The organism is Microcoleus sp. PH2017_09_SFU_O_A (assembly GCF_020738625.1).
GTDB lineage: Bacteria > Cyanobacteriota > Cyanobacteriia > Cyanobacteriales > Microcoleaceae > Microcoleus.
Genome location: NZ_JAEQCF010000019.1, coordinates 69,727 through 88,337, shown reverse-complemented (window position 1 = coordinate 88,337; position 18,611 = coordinate 69,727). Strand labels below are relative to the sequence as shown.

Annotated in this window: 17 protein-coding genes; 12 read left to right on the top strand and 5 right to left on the bottom strand. The window is 45.6% G+C overall.

Annotated elements, in window-relative coordinates:
* On the top strand, positions 1-258 hold a 258-nt coding region (locus tag JGK16_RS10105), incomplete at its 5' end, for a hypothetical protein (protein WP_293200983.1).
* Here the strand turns inward: JGK16_RS10105 and JGK16_RS10100 are convergent.
* Together JGK16_RS10100 and JGK16_RS10095 are read right to left on the bottom strand one after the other, a co-directional pair.
* The gene (locus tag JGK16_RS10100; RefSeq protein WP_293203026.1) at positions 204-2,282 is read right to left on the bottom strand and encodes an abortive infection protein; all 2,079 of its coding nucleotides are present in this window, start codon (positions 2,280-2,282) and stop codon (positions 204-206) included. The genes JGK16_RS10105 and JGK16_RS10100 overlap by 55 nt on opposite strands.
* Positions 2,283-2,290: 8 nt before the next feature.
* Positions 2,291-2,965 carry a hypothetical protein gene (locus JGK16_RS10095; protein ID WP_293203024.1) on the bottom strand — a complete coding sequence of 225 codons (675 nt, stop codon included), beginning with the start codon at positions 2,963-2,965 and terminating at the stop codon, positions 2,291-2,293.
* A gap of 237 nt (positions 2,966-3,202) precedes the next feature.
* Here JGK16_RS10095 and JGK16_RS10090 point away from each other — a divergent pair, with 237 nt between their 5' ends.
* A complete protein-coding gene (locus JGK16_RS10090; RefSeq protein WP_293196741.1) occupies positions 3,203-4,120 on the top strand; it encodes an OmpA family protein in 918 nt (305 codons plus the stop codon).
* 539 nt (positions 4,121-4,659) lie between these two features.
* Here JGK16_RS10090 and JGK16_RS10085 read toward each other — a convergent pair.
* Positions 4,660-5,772, bottom strand: coding sequence for an AI-2E family transporter (locus JGK16_RS10085; protein ID WP_293185217.1), 1,113 nt, complete (start codon positions 5,770-5,772; stop codon positions 4,660-4,662).
* A 144-nt stretch (positions 5,773-5,916) separates the two neighbouring features.
* On the opposite strand from JGK16_RS10085, the gene JGK16_RS10080 reads away from it, so the two are divergent.
* On the top strand, positions 5,917-6,897 hold the full coding sequence (locus tag JGK16_RS10080; RefSeq protein WP_293190432.1) for an alpha/beta fold hydrolase: 981 nt from the start codon (positions 5,917-5,919) through the stop codon (positions 6,895-6,897).
* A 61-nt stretch (positions 6,898-6,958) separates the two neighbouring features.
* On the opposite strand, the gene cysS is transcribed toward JGK16_RS10080, so the two are convergent.
* Positions 6,959-8,581 (bottom strand): cysteine--tRNA ligase, encoded by a 1,623-nt coding sequence (gene cysS / locus JGK16_RS10075; RefSeq protein ID WP_293203022.1) that lies wholly within the window; start codon positions 8,579-8,581, stop codon positions 6,959-6,961.
* Positions 8,582-8,729: 148 nt separating this feature from the next.
* Between cysS and JGK16_RS10070 the strand changes: the two genes are divergently transcribed.
* Positions 8,730-9,020 carry a type II toxin-antitoxin system Phd/YefM family antitoxin gene (locus JGK16_RS10070; protein ID WP_293185221.1) on the top strand — a complete coding sequence of 97 codons (291 nt, stop codon included), beginning with the start codon at positions 8,730-8,732 and terminating at the stop codon, positions 9,018-9,020.
* A 24-nt stretch (positions 9,021-9,044) separates the two neighbouring features.
* Positions 9,045-9,488, top strand: a complete 444-nt coding sequence (locus JGK16_RS10065; protein ID WP_293185222.1) for an Imm30 family immunity protein — start codon at positions 9,045-9,047, stop codon at positions 9,486-9,488.
* Here JGK16_RS10065 and JGK16_RS10060 read toward each other — a convergent pair.
* Positions 9,481-9,588, bottom strand: coding sequence for a hypothetical protein (locus JGK16_RS10060; protein WP_293185228.1), 108 nt, complete (start codon positions 9,586-9,588; stop codon positions 9,481-9,483). The genes JGK16_RS10065 and JGK16_RS10060 overlap by 8 nt on opposite strands.
* Positions 9,589-9,795: 207 nt before the next feature.
* Here JGK16_RS10060 and JGK16_RS10055 point away from each other — a divergent pair, with 207 nt between their 5' ends.
* From JGK16_RS10055 to JGK16_RS10025, 7 genes are all read left to right on the top strand, one after another.
* Positions 9,796-11,154, top strand: a complete 1,359-nt coding sequence (locus tag JGK16_RS10055) for a P-loop NTPase fold protein (protein WP_293185224.1) — start codon at positions 9,796-9,798, stop codon at positions 11,152-11,154.
* A complete protein-coding gene (locus tag JGK16_RS10050; protein WP_293203020.1) occupies positions 11,111-12,604 on the top strand; it encodes a tetratricopeptide repeat protein in 1,494 nt (497 codons plus the stop codon). Before JGK16_RS10055 ends, JGK16_RS10050 begins: the two co-directional genes overlap by 44 nt.
* Positions 12,605-12,886: 282 nt before the next feature.
* Positions 12,887-13,021 carry a hypothetical protein gene (locus JGK16_RS10045; protein WP_293185226.1) on the top strand — a complete coding sequence of 45 codons (135 nt, stop codon included), beginning with the start codon at positions 12,887-12,889 and terminating at the stop codon, positions 13,019-13,021.
* 227 nt (positions 13,022-13,248) lie between these two features.
* Positions 13,249-14,646, top strand: a complete 1,398-nt coding sequence (locus tag JGK16_RS10040) for a DUF4912 domain-containing protein (RefSeq protein WP_293203018.1) — start codon at positions 13,249-13,251, stop codon at positions 14,644-14,646.
* 571 nt (positions 14,647-15,217) lie between these two features.
* Positions 15,218-16,534 carry an ABC transporter substrate-binding protein gene (locus JGK16_RS10035; RefSeq protein WP_293182577.1) on the top strand — a complete coding sequence of 439 codons (1,317 nt, stop codon included), beginning with the start codon at positions 15,218-15,220 and terminating at the stop codon, positions 16,532-16,534.
* Between the two features lie 80 nt (positions 16,535-16,614).
* Entirely contained in the window at positions 16,615-17,514 is a 900-nt protein-coding gene (locus JGK16_RS10030) for a sugar ABC transporter permease (protein ID WP_293182579.1), read from the top strand.
* Positions 17,515-17,688: 174 nt separating this feature from the next.
* Positions 17,689-18,552, top strand: coding sequence for a carbohydrate ABC transporter permease (locus tag JGK16_RS10025; RefSeq protein ID WP_293182581.1), 864 nt, complete (start codon positions 17,689-17,691; stop codon positions 18,550-18,552).
* Positions 18,553-18,611: the final 59 nt, after the last annotated feature.

Here is an 18,611-nt window from a genome sequence, read left to right as displayed (position 1 = left end):
AAGACGGCGGTTAAAATCGCCGGATTCGTAGAAGACTCGGCGGTTAGAAACCGCGTCTACACAGACAAAACCCGCCTCCGCGGGTTGAAGAAAAGACGGTTAAAATCGCCGGATCTGATTAATTCTCTTCATTCCGCGGAGGCGGAATTTGTTTGTGTAGACGCGGTTTCAACCGCCGTCTTTTTCTTATATTATAATTTGACTCAAAGTCCTGTAGGTGCGATCGGCTCAATGTCTGGATCGCATCCACCAACTTGATTTGTGCGAATTACCCACAAAAAAGCTCCTTGTTTTAAGAGGATTTTGGCGATCGCATCTTGGGTACGCCTCGGCAGCATTGTTCGGTAACTCATAGCAGCTTTGAACGAATTCACGATGCCAGCAAAAAAGCTTTTTTTCAGTTCAGAATCAATACCCGCCAATCTCGCATTTTTGCGCCAATCTGGACGGACAACACCGAGGGGAATTAATACTTTTTCTAAACTCTCTCCTAAGGCTATTAACTGGTTAAATCTTTCGGTTTGTGCGGCGGTGGGATGTGTTTTCAGCCAGTCTTGAATCTGAGGATTTGACTCAATTTCCGCAGTGATTTTTTTAATTGTCGCGTAAATTGCCTGACTGGAATCTTGGACGCAAGAAGTTGCTGGCGTGACTAAACTGGCGCCGGTGCCGTCTCCGCTGCGGTAGCGCGCCATCATGATATCTAGTTGCTGGTTTAATTCAGTTAAAGGCGACAAGGTGATGCCGTCAAAGTCGTAGTCGCAACACACGCAGTCTAATTTACAGATGATATCGCACACCGGGCGATCGCCCAACCAGCCGCGCTGCAAGTCTCCCATGTAACTTTGCCATTTGCTGGAACCTGCTACAATGCCGTCTGGATTGTGGGCATAAACTTGTTTGTATTCTATGTCAAAACGCAGTTCGCGGGTAAAGCGATCGCGCACAACTTTTGCTACTCCAAAAGCAAAATGTCCGGTGACAATTCTCAGCGGTGTCGGTTCGCCGCCTTTGCCGCCGATACCGCCGAAACAGTGAATCACTATACCGATATCTCCTTCTTCCCAAGGGGAGATAGAATCGTTTTCTGTAGCATCATTTGGCATCAACAATACTCTTTTGGCTTGTCCTTTTTGCGCCCTAGTATTTAACCAGTTTTGGTCTTTTAAATAAGCGAGAGATTTTTGTAACCCGAAATGTGTTTCATCTGGGATTAATTGGGCAATTTTCCGGGGTTCGATAGCCTGAACAACAAAAATATTATCTTCATCTCTTTCGCCGTAAATGTACCAGCCCTCTGAATTTAATGGCGATTGTTCGATTTGGTGATTGGTAGACCTCGCTATCCCATTTTTGTCTGGCTGTACTTGGGGAATCCGAATGATTTCGGCGGCGCCGTCAAATTGTTGGGATGTTTGGCCCAAATGCCGGACAATAAATTTGTCGCTGTCGGGTTCTGGGCGCTGTAAAATTGAGACTAAGGCACAGAAACGTCCGATAATTTGTACTGGTTCGCGATCGATAATTAGTTCTTGCGGGTCGCTGTTGCTATGGTTGATGGCAATCACCGGTCTCCGTAACATCACAGTCACGCTGTCTTCGCGTCTGCTACCTGCTAGAGTTTCTAAAGGGCCGACATTGCGCCAGCCGTTCAATCTATCTGGATGGATGTTGCCTGATTTTTGACTTTTTTGAGTTTGTTTGGTGAAGCTGATATCTTGACTGACGGCGTGGACAAAAAATTGTACTTGGCGATCTGTACTCCACTTCAAAAATGCTATTTTGCCAATGAAATTTTGATGTTTTTTGGGTGCATTGATCACTTCAAAAAAAACTGATCCATAAATCTGGCGCTGTTCGTTTGATGGCAAAATCAAGCGCCCTTGCCAAAGTGCGATCGGGTTGTAGAGATGGGCAACTGCTGCTGCATCTTCGCAGACGATTTCTGGCTCCGGCTCTTCTAAAGTATCGCTTTCTGGTTCCTCAAAAAACGCCGGATAATTGGAATCTTCTTCGACAAATTGCGGTTCTAAAAAAACGTTTTTACCTGCGGCAATATTGGCAGTTGAATCTCGGTTTTTTAGGGGTGATTTCAATTTCAGAAAATGGCGTTTTTCCTCCAGCTTGTCCTGCAACCAATTGACAAAAACCCGAACAAAAATAAAAGCTGTGAGACCGAAAATCACAGCCAAAGCTGTCATCCCCAGAGTCAAAAGAAATTGCTCTAAAGATTGACCGGAAAGTAAAATAATTTTGGGCCAAATCAAAGAATATGCCGCCATAAATATATCTAGAAACGAGTTTTAGGTTCGATCCAGTCTGTGCTGGCTTGAGTGCCGAAAACTAGGGGTTTGTCTTGGGTGACAGATACGGTTTGGCCAGTCATATCGACGGCACAAAGAGGCCAAGATCGATCGCCCAAATGACCGGCGCGGAACAGAACTTGTCCCGGGCAAACTTGACTCCAACCCAACAATACAGCATGGGTGTAAAGACTGCGAGCCGGAGCAACGGTATAAGTATAATTATCATTTTTATCCCAAATGACCGCGTAGTCGGACATATCGGAAGAGTTGAACAACGCTTCAAATTCGCGGGCGAGAACGCGGGAACCCTCTTGATTCCAAGAAACAGGTACTAAAATTGCGATCGTCCCGGACATATCTGTGTCATCGCTAGCATACATTCCGCTTTCGGCCAGGGGCGAAGCAGCCGCCACTGTTTGCAGTTCCCCAGTTTTGAGATTTTCCACAAACATGACGCTGCTAACCCGACACCGCGACAATTCCGGCTGTACTTGCAATTCAATTCGACTGTAAGCCGCGTATTGGCCGTTAGTTGAAACTAGGGAAGGACTCCGATAGTAGCGGATACCTGTGCCAGCATTTGAACTCACCTTAGCGTGAGTCTCATTAATCCATTCCCAAGGCACGGGATAGGGGCTATTTAAAGGGTCAGACATCATTTTTTTGCCAAAAGTTCTACAGTATTATCTAACAGATTTAGGCTTACAGGCAGGGGAATAGCAATCGGGTTTTTGTCGGAAATGCTGTGCCGCCAAACCCCAGATTTGTAGAAACCGGGTGAATTTTTCAGATTTGAGATTTGTCCTCCAATCTAAAATCTAAAATCCAAAATCTAAAATTGGATATATAGGATAGTATCGAAATTAATCTGGTATGTGTACCGAGAGGGAGGAACCATGACGCGATATTCTACGGAAAAACCTTCAATCCCCCCGACTCGCGTCTCTAAGTCGCGGGGAAAAGGTTTATTTTTACTGTCGCTAATCTTTAGACTGCTGTTGCTGGGAGTAGGCAGCGGTTTTGCGTGGGTTTTGGGGATGGCGATCGCCCAAATTTATCCCTCACGCGCCACGTCTATGCCGATCGCCGAGAGATTGCTGCGCGTAACTCAAAATTTGACCTCCAGCCCGAAACGCGCCCCAGCAACGCCAATTCCAGCGCTTCCTGCACCAACCGCTACACCAACTCCCCAGTCGAAAGTCAATCCCGCCCAGAGAGAGAAATTGCAGGGAGATTTAAGAAAGTTGCAGGGCGAGCTCAACGCGCTAATTGGGCGCACAGCGGCTTTAGAAAGTCAGTTGGGTAGCAGCCGCCCGACGGAAACTTTGGAAAAGCGGTTGCAGTTGATGTCGCAGGAATTGGCTGCAACCCCAACGGAGACAACTCCTCCTCTGGCTTTACCCGCGCCGAGCCCTCTCGATGGTAACGCGCAGCCACAGAATACGAGAAATCCAGTGTTTGCAGGGGATGCGCTGATGGTAACTTTGCCCAGCGATGTTTTGTTTAATACTGGCAGCATTTCTCTGCGGGCGGGTACCAGTGCGATTTTGGACAATTTGGTGGCGGAGTTGCGGAGTTACGAGGGGGCGACGGTGCGGGTTGCAGGCCACACTGACGACGCTCTTGAAGAGGCGGAAAATCGCAATGTGTCGTTTGCGCGGGCTCAGGCTGTGGTGCAGTATTTGTCTGGTGTGCTCGGGCAGAAGTATCATTGGGTGGCGATCGGCTACGGGGAAAGTCGCCCTTCGGTGGATAATAGTTCTGAGATCAATCGGCAGCGCAACCGTCGCATTGAAGTGGCAATTAGTCCTTAGTCATTGGTCATGGGGCATGGGGCATGGGGCATGGGGCATGGGGCATGGGGCATTGTCCGTAGTGCGAGCTTAAGTCATTGGTCATTAGAATTATTTGTAGGGTGTGTCGCCGTCAACCATCTCTAAATTTCACCAATAATCGATCGGGCGACGCACCGGATTATTTGTAGGGTGTGGATACGTCAACAATCTCTAAAGTTGACAAATAATCGATCGGGCGACGCACCGGATTATTTGTAGGGTGTGGATACGTCAACCATCTCTAAAATTGACAAATAATCGATCGGGCGACGCACCGGATTATTTGTAGGGTGTGTCGCCATCAACAATCTTTAAATTTGACAAATAAACTCAGGGCGACGCACCCGATCCAATATTTGAGGAAATAAGCCTTTTACGAGTTTGGTGTTTCTGGAAATAATTTTAATGAATGGTATCAGGTGCGTCGCCCTGAGATTGTCGATATTGAGTTAAGAATTTTTCATGGCGACACACCCTACAACTATTAAAATCAGTAAAATCCTCCCTCTCTCCCTCTCTTACGCCGAAGGTGTCAAAGGTGGTAAGTCAGAATTATTTTTAGCTTGATTTATTGTCTCTCGATATTCGCTCCTCAGCTTCGGTTTTAAATACAAATTCTCAATCAAAGCAGCTACTCCCGCAAACCAAGGCGGCACAATTACCGCGCCAATAATTCCTAATACTTGCACGCCTCCCAAGACAGACAGCAATTGATACAATGGATGCACGCCAACCGAGGAACCAACCAGCAAAGGATCTAGTACGTAAGTTTCCAAGTTTTGGATAAATACAAATAACAGCAATACCCACAACAACACCCATCCACCCTTAGCTAAGGCGACGATTAAGGCGGGTACTGCACCCAAAACCGGGCCAATGAAGGGAATCAGATTTGTCACACCTGCGATCGCACCCAAGCCCAAAGCAAACTCCGGCATCCCCAAAAAGCTCAAACCTGCGGTGATAAATATCCCTAAAATCCCCGAAACTAACACCCGCCCGCGAATGTAACTCCCCATTCTTTGCCCGATGGGCGTGGCTTGGGCGGCGAGTTTTGTGTCCCAAGGTTTCGGGAAAAACTGCACCAAACTTTTAATTAATGTGTCGCTGTCCGCTACCATGTACCCGGAAATAAATAATGCTAAAACTAGGCTGAAGAAGCCGCCGAGAATGCCTCTTGTTAAACTGTACGATCGCAAAACCAGTTGTTGGCTCGATCGAATCAGCCAATTTGTCAGCGATTGAGTGTCCAGCAACTGATTCACCAAAGCAGGTGCATCATCGGTGAGGCGACTGGCTAAGCTAGTCGCTACCACTTCCAGACTTTCGGCGTAAACTGGTAACTGTCGCACCAGTAACTGTATTTGATCGATGACTGTCGGCCCGATTAACACTACCGTCCCGCTGAATCCGCCAATCAGAGTTAAATAAACCAGAATCACCGCCAGCCAGCGGGGAACGCGCATGGTTTCGGCCCAATTGACGATCGGGACGATCGACGCGGCGAGCACGACTGATATCATCAGAATTACTAGCAGACTCCGCAATTGCCACAGCAGCACTAGCAGCAAGGACGATGCTACAATGAGCAGCAAGTTAGGTATAGAAATTGTAATCCGCTGTTCAGACATGATTAAATAATAAAGGTCTGTAGTTGCGCTTATCTCCTCGCACAGGGCGGGTTTATTTATCTTCTGAGTTACCCCATATATTTTGGGTAAAACCCAGCCCTACTCATTTTATAATAAAAAGTAACATCGGCACAAAAAAATAATATGCAACCACAATATTCAACTCAAGATTTATCAGCCATTTCGTCTATCAAATCACCAACGCTGTTTTACGAATGGCAAAAATATCGCTGCGCTTATGATGTTTATCAACCAACTACTGCGACAGAAGATAGCATACCTTTGTTATTAATTCATCCCATAGGAGTTGGTTTGTCAAGAGTCTTTTGGCATAGATTTTGCGAAAGTTGGTACAAATCAGGTAACACAAATCCGATTTACAATCCCGACCTTTTGGGCTGCGGTGATTGCGAAATGCCCGCTGTGGCTTGCTATCCTGAGGATTGGGCGGCACAGTTGCAGTTTTTCTTGGAGACTGTAGTAAAAAAACCTGCGATCGTCCTCGTGCAAGGTGCTTTACTGTGTGTAGCCTTGGAATTAGCCAAAATCCAGCAGAAAAGCGGTTCTAACTTAATCCATTCCTTAGTCCTCGCCGGGCCTCCAGCCTGGGCGGTGATGAACAAACATTCGACAGATAGAGAGCAAAGAATCGTCTGGAATTTGTTAGACTCTCCCTTGGGAAACGCTTTTTATCGATACGCCAGACGCGCTAAATTTTTGCGCTCTTTTTCTGCAAAACAACTGTTTGGCGATGCTGCTAAAGTTGACAGCGAATGGTTGGATGCTTTGCAAGCTGGGGCGGCAAATCCTGACAGCCGTCATGCAGTTTTCTCATTTTTAGCGGGTTTTTGGCGGCAAGATTATAGTACCACGATTCAACAGTTTATGAATCCGGCACTCGTTATTATGGGAGAAAAAGCCTCAAGCATCAGTCAATCAGGTAAGGAAGAAAAACCAGAGGAAAGAATAGCGCAATATTTGGCTAACTTTCCCAACGCAGAGGGTTTATTAATGCCGGGGCGCAATGTTTTACCCTACGAATCTACGGCAGAATTTGTGAGTGCTGTTGCGGAGTTTGTGAATGGAAGTTTGCAACCGCAGATATCAGCAGATGAACACAGATGAACGCGGATGGAATTTCGTCTGCGTTAATCCGCGTTCATCTGCGGTTAAAAAACTCTGAATTTCAACTGCGATGCCAAATTGTTGTGCCATCTTTTTGATCGATCAGAGTAATGCCCCGATCCTTGAGTTCGTTGCGAATGCGATCGCCCTCAGCGAAATTTCTAGCTATCCGGGCATCCTTCCGCTGCTGAATCATCGCCTCAATTTCCGCATCACTCAAACCGCCAACCACCGCATCGCTGTCAGCTTCCGGCTGCACTTCCAACCCCAAAACCCCCGCCAAACTCACCAAAGTCAGCCAATGAAGCTGCAACAATTCCGGCGAAGTTTCAGTTTTGCCTTGATGCACCAAAACATTGCTTTCCTTACCCAATTCCTTCGCCAATTCAAACAAAACAGCCAAAGCAGCCGGAGTATTGAAATCATTATCCATAGCTGCTTGGAATTGCTGCACAGCTTTGGTATCTTGTCCAGTTTTCTCAACATCCCAATTTAGTTTATCGGCATATCGGAGTCCAAAAAGCAAGCCTTCGTTGATAGTATTCCAGCCATTTCTAGCAGAGGCGATCGCATCTTCAGTAAAATCTATCTGACTGCGATACTGCGCCATAAACACAAACAGCCTCACCGCCATCGGTTCCACCGCTTTTGACTTATCGCCTTGATTCTTACTCCCCCCCTTAGCAAGGGCAGATTCATTTTCACTCTTACTCCCCCCCTTAGCAAGGGGGGGCTGGGGGGGGTCAGATTCACTCTTACTCCCCCCCTTAGCAAGGGGGGGCTGGGGGGGGTCAGATTCAAGTTCTCCCGACCAATTCCCCTCCAACAAATCGCGAATTGTAATAAAATTGTGCAAAGACTTCGACATCTTTCTGCCATTAACAGTCACAAAAGCATTGTGCATCCAATAATTAGCCAAAGACTTGCCAGTCGCAGCTTCAGATTGAGCAATTTCGTTTTCGTGATGCGGAAAAGTTAAATCGGAACCGCCGCAGTGAATATCAATAGTTTCGCCCAAGCAATCGCGCACCATCGCCGAACATTCAATGTGCCATCCAGGGCGACCTTTTCCCCAAGATGATTCCCAAAAAGGTTCACCGGGTTTAGCACTTTTCCACAAAGCGAAATCTGAGGAATCTTGCTTTTTTTGAGCTTCTATTTCGGAGGTTTCTAATCTGCCGCTAGCCCCGGCTGCCATTTCTTCCAACTTGCGGCCGGAAAGTTTTCCGTAGTTGTCAAACTTGCGAACGCTGTAGTAAACGTCGCCGCTGTTCGCATAGGCAAAGCCTTTGTTTTCTAACTCGTGAATCAGCCGTTTGATGCCGTCTATTGAGTGGGTGGCGCGGGGATATTCATCGGCCCTGAGAATATTTAGTTTGTCCATGTCGGCAAAATATTCGTCGATGAAGCGTTCGGCTACGGCTTCCATTGTGGAATTTGTCTCGCGGGCGCGATCGAGAATCTTGTCATCAATATCGGTAAAATTCTGTACGTAGCGCACCGAGTATCCCCGCCACATCAGATATCGGCGCACCATATCCCAGACGATGTAAGCGCGGGCGTGGCCGACGTGGCAGTAATCGTATACCGTAACGCCGCAGCAATACATCCGCACCTTTGAGGGTTCGATGGGATCGAAAGGTGATTCGCGGCGGGTCAAGCTGTTGTAAAGCGTTAGGGACATGGGATTTGAGATTTGGGATTGATGTATTGCTCTAATTTATTATAGTACCGCGTTTGATTCCGCTATTTTTTTTGCTATCAAAATTTGATTGACGAACTCCGTCGGCATGGTGTAGCATTGAATTGAATGCTAATTTAATGTTATTATTATGATCAACCTTTCAAGAGACATACATTCTCTCACCGATTTCAAACGTAATACGACTGAGTTTGTGCAGCGACTGAAGCAAACAAAAAATCCTTTAGTTTTAACTGTCAACGGGAAAGCAGAGTTAGTTGTTCAGGATGCTGAATCTTATCAGAAGCTTTTAGATGCAGTTGAGTTATTGGAGAGTTTAAAGGGAATTAAACTGGGTTTGGCACAAATGGATCGAGGGGAAGGGAAAAAAGCGGAGGATTTTTTTAATCAACTGTTTGATAAGTTAGACAGTTCCCCATGAATCAGATGAGGAAGGTAATAGCTGATGAAAGAAAATATTTGGATTAACTTTTTAGGAAAAAATAAATTAATGCGATCGCCTGATGAAGTGACAGCTTTTGAAAATGCTTTAGCCTCAGTTGCCGATCGTCCTCACAATGAAGATTTGCCAGATTTACATCTGATTTTAGACGATCGCTGCGAACAGCCAGAAGTCATGTTCGGTTTGATTCATTTTTTAGAATCTTTTGATGTGTCAGCACAGATTCAAGCATTTGTTACAGTTATACCGCAATTAATGCTCGTTGCTTCGGAATGGACGAGAATTCTCCACAACCGCATTTTGAATGATGATGATGCTTGTCGTTTGTATCGAGATATTTTGCATTCATTGAACTCCGAAGAACCTAGTTTTGTTCGTCAATTGCTGGAAGAAAGCGCTAGTTACAATTTAAGCAAGCGGGAACCAAAATTAGAGTTGGCTAGGTAAGAATGTTTAGGCAACAGCAAAATCTGTCAAAGGGCGATCGATCGTCTGGATGGTGAAAAGCCAGCACTATATCGCTTTGATGAACTTCTTCTTTTAACAGTTCGTTGGCGATTCCTTGTCTTTACAAAAGTATTGGAAAACCTGATTTTTAGGACAATAATTAATTATGGTCAGTCGGTGGCGATCGCCATTTTTTGAGTATCGTGTGAGATATGAGTTAGAATTGGGGTTGAAAAGCTCCACATTGCGATCGCCCCTAATCGCAGTCAACTGTGGGTTCCATCTACAATCCATAATCTAAAATCCGATGACTTCACTCCCACCCAACCGCGCCAAAACACTCAAGGAAGCTTACCGCGCTTGCGATGTCAAGCCTCTAGCGGGTGATGATATTGCCCGATATTATGTAGATTTGTCCGCAGTACGCAACACAGTGGCGATCGAAAATGTTAGCACGGATTTGGATCTTCAAGAACCGGGAGAATTTAACACAATTTTGTTTACCGGACATCGGGGATGCGGCAAAAGTACAGAATTAAAACGCATTCAGTCGCGGTGGGAAAATGAATATCGGGTGATTTATATAGAATTCGATCAGGAACTAGATGTTCTTGATGCTGAATATACCGATTTATATTTGCTAGTTATCAAAAAAGTAGCTGATGAGTTAACTGAATTAGGATTGAAGTTTGATCCAAAACTATTACATAGTTTTGAATTGTGGTTTAAAGAAGTCACTAAAGAAACAGAAGAAACTGTTCAATCTTCTGTTAGCATTGAAACTGAAGCAAGTGCAGGGGCAGAAATTCCCTTTATTTCTAAGCTGATGGCAAAATTGATCGGTCAAATCCGAGGTTCTAGTCAACACAAACAAGTTATTCGCGAAACTCTTCAGCGCAATCTATCCCGCTTGCAAACAGATATGAATCTGTTGTTAAAAGATGCTTTTGACAAGCTGATACGCAAATATCCAGGCCGTTACCAAAAAGGATTTTTACTGATTGTTGATAACTTAGACCGCATTACTCCAAGAGTTGCCAATCATTTGTTTTTTGATTATGCTCCTCAACTGCAAGAACTAGACTGTACAATTATCTATACAGTGCCGATTTCGGTAATTTATTCATATAAAAATGTCAGCAATTTATTTGATAGCAATCCCAACATCGTGCCAATGGTGAATATTTATGAATTTAACCGCAGTGAGTGCGATTTAAATTGCAATCAGCAAAGATTAGATGGAGTTGCCAGTTTGATCGAGAAACGAGTTGATGTTAGTGCGGTATTTGATGATCGAAAACAGTTGCTAGATTTGGCAAAAGCCAGTGGCGGTCATGTGCGACAATTGATGCAGATAACTCGATCGGCTTGTCGCACGGCCATTACTCGCAAACACAATAAAGTTTTGGCTGAAGATGTAACTTACGCTTTAAATCAACAGCAATTTGATTTTGAAAGGTCTACTCCTACACCAGAATATTATACAATACTAGCGCGAGTTTGCATCGACAAAGATATTGCTAAAGAAGAAATCGGACAAAATTTATTATTCAATCTTTCCGTCTTGGAATACAACGGCAATAGTCGGTGGAATTATGTCAACCCACTCGTAAAACAAAGTTATGCTTTCCAACAAGCCCTGGCATCAATCCAAGGAAATCCCTGAAATACACCAGCAAAGGATAATTGAATTCAATCAAGAATCTTTTGACCAATTGCTGACATTTGTCGATATTGTTCCCGATGATGCCTTTGATTTGGGATTTATTGACTGTAATTTTGCGAAGGATACAGATGCGATTATTCAGGCTTTAATTAATCATCCCGATTGTCAAGAGATGCAGTTTGAGATTTGGGATTTTCCCGATCCTGATATGCGCTTTTTGATGGATGAAATTCTGAAGGTTTTGCCAGCAGTCAAGGTTCAACCAGACAAAAAGTTGATTTTCATTGTGCGGGGAGTGGAAAATGCGATCGGGATGACGGGGGAATATCCGCCAATGTTGGTAGATTTTAATTGGGTGCGAGATGCTTATCCGGTTATGGTACGGCATCCAATGATTTTTTGTTTGCCAGATTATGCGATTACGCGAGTTGCTAATTATGCGCCGGATTTCTGGGCCTGGAATTCGGGAACTTTTGTGTTCAAAACTCCGGCAAATACTAGGGATGATGCGATTTCTCAAACTCTGAATGCTAGCAAAGGAATTAGCAATTGTGAGTTACCGGAAAAGCAGGAACGGATTAATTTATTGAAACGGTTATTGATTGAATATACTCCGTCGAATGGGCGCGAGGAAACTCCAGGGGATTTGAAAACTCGGATCAGGGTTTTGAATGAGTTGGGGATTGCTTATCGCAGTCGGAGTGAATATAAAACAGCAAAATATCATCTAGAACAAGCGTTAGGTTTGGCGAAGGATGATGAAAATTTAGGCGATGTTAAGGCAAATTCCTTGCATGAATTAGCAATTATTGAGTGCAATGTAGGGGAAATTGAAAAGGCAATTACTTTAGAACAGCAAGCTATGAAAATCTTTGAACGCATCGGCGATGTTCAAGGGAAATCTGCTACTTTGCACTGTCTAGCCATAATCTATGCGAATAAAGGGGAAGTAGAAAAGGCGATCGCATTTTATCAAGAATCTCTCGAACTTGAGGAAAAAATTGGCGATGTTCAAGGGAAAGCTGCTACTTTGCACAATCTAGCAGGAATCTATGCAAATCTTGGGGAAGTAGAAAAGGCGATCGCACTTTATGAACAATCACTCGAACTTAAGGAAAAAGTTGGCGATGTTCAAGGGAAAGCTGCTACTTTGCACTGTCTAGCAATAATCTATGCAAATCAAGGAGAAGTAGAAAAGGCGATCGCATTTTATCAACAATCTCTCGAACTTAAGGAAAAAATTGGCGATGTTCAAGGGAAAGCAGCTACTTTCGTAATGCTTGGACAGTTGTTAGCAGCGCAGGGAGATTTTGACCAAGCTTTGAATTATTTACAGCAATCTTTGGAGATTTTACAGCATTTGCGATCGCCCGATGCGGAGATAGTGAAGGAAATTATTGCTGAGGTTGAGCAGATGGATGGAGATCGTAAGTTTGCGCGCGGGATTTAGAAACCGGGTTTCTCACGAATATCTCGTGAGGATGCGTAAAATCTCGTAGAAACCCGGTTTCTGGCCGCCCTCACCCACCAAACCCTCCAAACCCATCACCAGCCCCGTCCCAGAATATGTCATCAAACCCTGATATTTGTCCGAACATCGATCCCCTGACGCTCTAAAATATCAATATTCCCTGACATATTGATCCCCGAATCCCCGAAAATGCGTATAAGTACCCATGATTAAGGCAAAAGACCCCTTGACCAGACCGGGAGTTGTCTGCAACATTAAGTCATGACAAAGCGATCCCAAAGAAATGCTTTGATTGAGCAACTTTGGGAGTCAGATAGCGCGTGTGCTGCCGGCACAGCGTTGCTAGCAGCACCGATCGCACTCGCACAATCGATCTTGTCAATCAAGAATCGATAGATAAAGCTTTATTTAGATCGGACGGTGCGCGCAGAAGCCAATAAGTCAAAAACCCCGATCGCAATTGGGGACAAGACAAGCTAAAAACCAGCAAGGCTTCAAAGGTTGGAGAGATTCAGAAGCTCGATCGTAATTGTATTTAAAAGAGTTTCTAACTCAAAAAATCAACACATTAGTGTTGAATCGAAAAATCTAACCCGCCATCCAAATTAGTGGAGAACAAACTCATGGCAAAAGAACGCCCACCATTAGAAGAGATGACTTTGCGACAACTCCGCAGAGTTGCTAGCGAATGTGGAGTCTCTCGCTACAGCCGGATGCGGAAATCGCAACTTCTGGCATCAATTCAAGAAATTCAGCGCAACAAGTTTTCATACAGTCCATCTCGCAAACTAGAGGCACAAGAAGCAGTGGAAGCAGCAAAGTTTGAACTAGGTCAAGAAGATAGAACAGGCGGTTCTTTGGCGTCTGTAGATGAAGGTTTAGCAGATTTGCCCAACGGTTACGGCGAAAGCCGGGTTGTTTTGATGCCCCGCGATCCAGAATGGGCTTACACCTACTGGGATATCCCGAACGATCGCAAACAAGAAATGCGCCGCCAAGGCGGACAGCAACTCGCCCTGCGGATCTACGACGTTACAGATGTTAACCTCGACATCCAAAGCCCCCACAGCATTCAAGAATATCCCTGCGACGAACTGGCGCGGGAATGGTACGTGCCAATCCCCGTAAGCGATCGCGATTATGCGATCGACATTGGCTACCGCTGTGCAGACGGCCGTTGGTTGGTGTTGGCGCGATCGGCAGAAGTCCGAGTCCCGCCCATCTATCCCAGCGACTGGATTGAAGACCAATTCATCACCCTCGACTGGGAAGAAGACTTGCGCGGCCAAACCTTCGCCGAACTGGTTCCCCCGGCCAAGAAAATCGCACAAGCAACCAACGGCATCGCTTACAGCACCGGCAACGCCATCTACGAACAAATCTTCGGCATGGCAGAATCGGCAGAATCGATGCGCGTAGCAGGTTCGATGTTCGGTTCCATGCAGCACGTTGCAGGTTCGATCCAGCAATCCGCAATCCACGAACAAGCTTTGAGTTCCTACGTATTCCCCTCCGGTGTTGGAATGTGGGCTGGGGCAGGAATGTCTGCCCTCACTGCGTCAGGTGTGGGTATGTCCGGCCTCACTGCGTCAGGTGTGGGTATGTCCGGCCTCACTGCGTCAGGTGTGGGTATGTCCGGCCTCACTGCGTCAGGTGTGGGTATGTCTGGCCTCACCATGTCCGGTTTCGGTATGTCCTCCGGTGTCGGTATATCGGGAGTTGGCTTTGCCGCCCCGATGCGCCCCCGCCAGTTCTGGTTAGTTGCTGATGCCGAACTGATCGTCTACGGCGCCACCGAACCCGATGCTACCGTCTACGTAGGCGGACAGCCAATCAAACTGAATGCTGACGGCACTTTCCGCTTCCAGATGTCTTTCCAAGACGGCTTGATCGACTATCCGATTTTTGCAGTAGCAGCAGACGGCGAACAAAACCGCGCTGTCCACATGAAATTCGAGCGCGAAACCCCTGAACGTCGCACCAACACTAAGGAAGATTCTGTTGTGGAATGGTTGGGCTAATCGTAAATGTCGATCGCGATCCCGGTAGGTGTCTGGGTTTGTGCCAATTTTTTAACCATCACAAGGCCTACCCGGAGCAAATGGCGATTTGTTAGGGTTAGTTTCAGACAACAACCCATAACACCCCCTATACACCGTTCTCCTATTTTGAGGAGCGGTGTTTTTTGTATTTAGAAGGAAGAGTTGACAGTTGACAGTTGACAGTTGACAGTTGACAGTTGACAGAGGGAATAAGGAATAAGAATTATTTCTTGGTAGGGTGCGTGAGGGCGAGAAATCTTTACATCCACACTTCGAGACTATTACTCACGCACCGCCCCAACGATTGAATCATATCAATGCTAGCGTCAACGATATTAGACAAGACTCTCAACATCTGCCTGTAGATAGATGTTGACTTAACTTGCGATCGAACTCGTGACCTCAAAATTTGTAATTTTCACTCAACAATTATTAAGTAAGCTAAAGTTTACTTAAATTTTCATTGCACAAACTCGGTAAATCCCGCGAAACGAAAGAAAGCGAGTTATGAGATCAGTAAGGCGATCGCACAGTCATATCTCAAAAGCCAATGCCCAAAATAAATTCCCCGCCCCAGCGAAGGCAAAAGCGCCCCCGTCTTGTAGCCTTATTCGCTGTCACATTAGCAGCCGTCTTGCTGTTATTTATTCTGCCCGCACTGACTCAGCAGCCAGTTGTGCTCACCATGTTAATGCAAGGCCAAGACATTGCCAACTGGAAACCGTTTGTCAAAGAATTTGAACAGAAAAACCGCGATATTCGCATCAACCTCGTCGAAGGCCCCTTTGACACAAATCTCGTAGAAAATCTTTACACATCTGCCTTTCTTTTAGGCGAATCGCCCTACGACATCATCAACATGGATATCGTTTGGGTTCCCAAATTTGCCGCCGCAGGTTGGGTAAGGGATTTAACCGACAGAATTCCCCCCGAACAACTTGCAAAATTCATCCCCGGTAACGTTGAAGGCGGAAGGTATCGGGGCAAACTTTACCGAATTCCCCACGCTTCGGATGCCGGAATGCTTTATTACCGCAAAGACATTTTAAAACAAGCCGGAATTCCAGCACCGAAAAATTTTGAAGAGATGGTAAAAATCTCTCAAAACTTACAGCAACAAGGAAAAGCAACTTGGGGTTATCTGTGGCAAGGTAAACAATATGAGGGAGTATCTGCGATGTTTGTCGAAGTGCTCTCGGGTTTCGGCGGCTTCTGGGCTAATCCTCAAACTTTTGAAGTTGGGTTAGATAAACCCGAGGCCATTAAAGCAGTGGAATTTCTCAAAAATACGATCGCCTCCGGCATCTCTCCAGCGGGTGTTACTACCTACGGCGAAGAAGAAACCAGGCTGTTGTTTCAAAACGGCAAAGCGCTGTTTTTGCGAAACTGGCCCTATGTTTGGAAGCTAGCAAATGCCGAGGGATCTAAAGTGAGAGGCAAAATTGCGATCGAGCCAATGCTCAGCAGTATCGGTAAAACAGGCGGTTCTTGCTTGGGCGGCTGGGGCTGGGGAATATCCAAAACATCAAAACATCCAGAACAAGCCTGGAAAGCAATTAAATACCTCACCAGCGAGGCAACCCAGCGCAAATTCATTTTAGAAACAGGTTTAATTCCCAGTTACAAATCCCTATTTACCGACAAAGAAATAGTCGCCAAATATCCCCACTACCCGCAACTTTTAAAAGTAGTGGAACGCCCAGCCTTGCGCCCGCCCATTGCACAATACGCTCAAGCTTCTGATATTTTGCAGCGCTATTTGAGTTCAGCTTTTACTGGGAGAATGACTGCGGAACAAGCAATGAAAGCGGCGGCTAGCGAAACTCGCAATTTATTAGGAAGTTTGAAACAACCAAAAGCTTCTTGAACAGTTGACAGTTGACAGTTGACAGTTGACAGTTGACAGTCCTAAAGCCGTAAATGAGGGATAAATTAGGGCTAAAAAATATGCAATCAGACAAGATGCGACAGCGCGAACAAAGAACCGGATGGATATTAGTAGCACCAGCATTGATAATTCTGCTGCTAGTATTTGCTTACCCAATCTTGCGCGCGTTTTGGCTGAGTTTATTCACCCAAAACCTCGGTACTGAATTGAAACTGGTTTTTTCCGGCTTTGCTAACTACAGTCGAATGTTAGGCGACGGGCGTTTCTGGCAAACTTTAAGCAACACCACAGTCTTTACTTTTGCCTCTGTTGTGCTGGAATTAATTCTCGGCATGGGCATTGCCTTAGTCTTAAATCAATCTTTCACGGGGCGCGGCATTGTGCGGACAATTTCCCTGCTGCCTTGGGCGCTACCTACTGCATTGATGGGTGTAGCTTGGGCGTGGATTTTTAACGATCAATACGGCGTAATTAACGACATTTTACTGCGCTTGGGATTGATTCAAAAGAGCATTAGCTGGTTGGGAGATCCGACTTTGGCAATGATGGCAGTGATTACAGCCGATGTTTGGAAAACTACGCCGTTTGTCAGTCTGCTTTTGTTAGCGGGATTGCAATCGATTTCCGGTGATTTGTATGAAGCCCACGCCATTGACGGCGCCAGTAGTTGGCAGAGTTTCCGTCAAATTACCTTGCCGCTGCTGATGCCCCAAATTGTGATTGCTTTGCTGTTTCGATTTGCCCAAGCTTTCGGCATTTTTGACTTGATTCAGGTGATGACGGGAGGGGGGCCGGCTGGGGCGACTGAGACGGTTTCTATCTACATTTACAGCACGGTGATGAGGTATTTAGACTTTGGGTACGGGGCGGCTTTGGTGGTGTGTACTTTTTTGCTGTTAGTGGCCGCAGTTGCGATCGCCAGTTACCTATTATCGAGAGCCCGCACCACTCAAGTTTAGATTTGGGATTGGGGATTTTAGGTTGGTGGTAGTTAATGAATCAGATACGTTGAGGGAGAAATTAAAATCAGACTATTCATTGCTTCAATCTTCTTCCTTCCAGGTAGAGGTAGCTGTCAACTGTCAACTGTCAACTGTCAACTGAATGAAACGTTCCTTTCATTGGTATAAACTATGTCGATCGCCCGCGAACAACCTACCACAAAACCCTTTAACATCCGGCAATTAATCTTGCCCCTATCAGCGATATTAATTGTCGCCTATTTCCTCGCACCCATCATCTGGCAGGTGCTGACATCATTCAAAGTAAACGGCGATATCTCAGCAATTCCCAACGTCTACATTCCCGCACGAATTACCTTCGATCATTACCTGTCCTTATTCCAGCGCCGTCCGTTTGCACTTTACATTTTAAATAGCGCTTTTGTTTCCATTACTTCCACACTGCTGTGTTTAGCAGTAGGTGCTCCCGCAGCTTACGCATTAGCCAGATTGCGGCTGTGGGGCGAGAGAATTATTCTGGCAAGTGTGACAATTGTGACGCTATTTCCGGCGGTGTTGTTATTTTTAGGACTGTTGGAAATAGTCAAAGCTTTGGATTTAGGAAATAATTATTTAGCCTTAATTATCCCTTACACCGCCATCAATCTGCCGCTGACAATTTTGGTAATGCGGAGTTTCTTTCAGCAACTGCCAAAAGATTTAGAAGATGCAGCTAAAGTTGACGGTTACAACACCTTTCAAATGCTGTGGCAAATCGTGCTACCGATGACATTTCCCGCCTTAGTCACAACCGGAATTTTGACATTTATTTCAGCTTGGAACGAGTTTATTTTCGCACTGACATTTATGACTCGCGAATCTCTAAAAACAATTCCCGTCGCCACGGCTCAACTCAGCGGTGCATCAGTCTTTGAGATTCCCTACGGCCCGATCGCAGCAGCCACAGTTTTAGGAACCTTACCCTTGGTTTTGCTGGTTTTGGTGTTCCAACGGCGCATCGTTCAGGGTTTAACAGCCGGGGCTGTCAAGGGATAGTAAGGAGAGTTTTGAGTGGTGAATTTGTCAATAAAACAGTCAAATAGTTAAGGATCGCG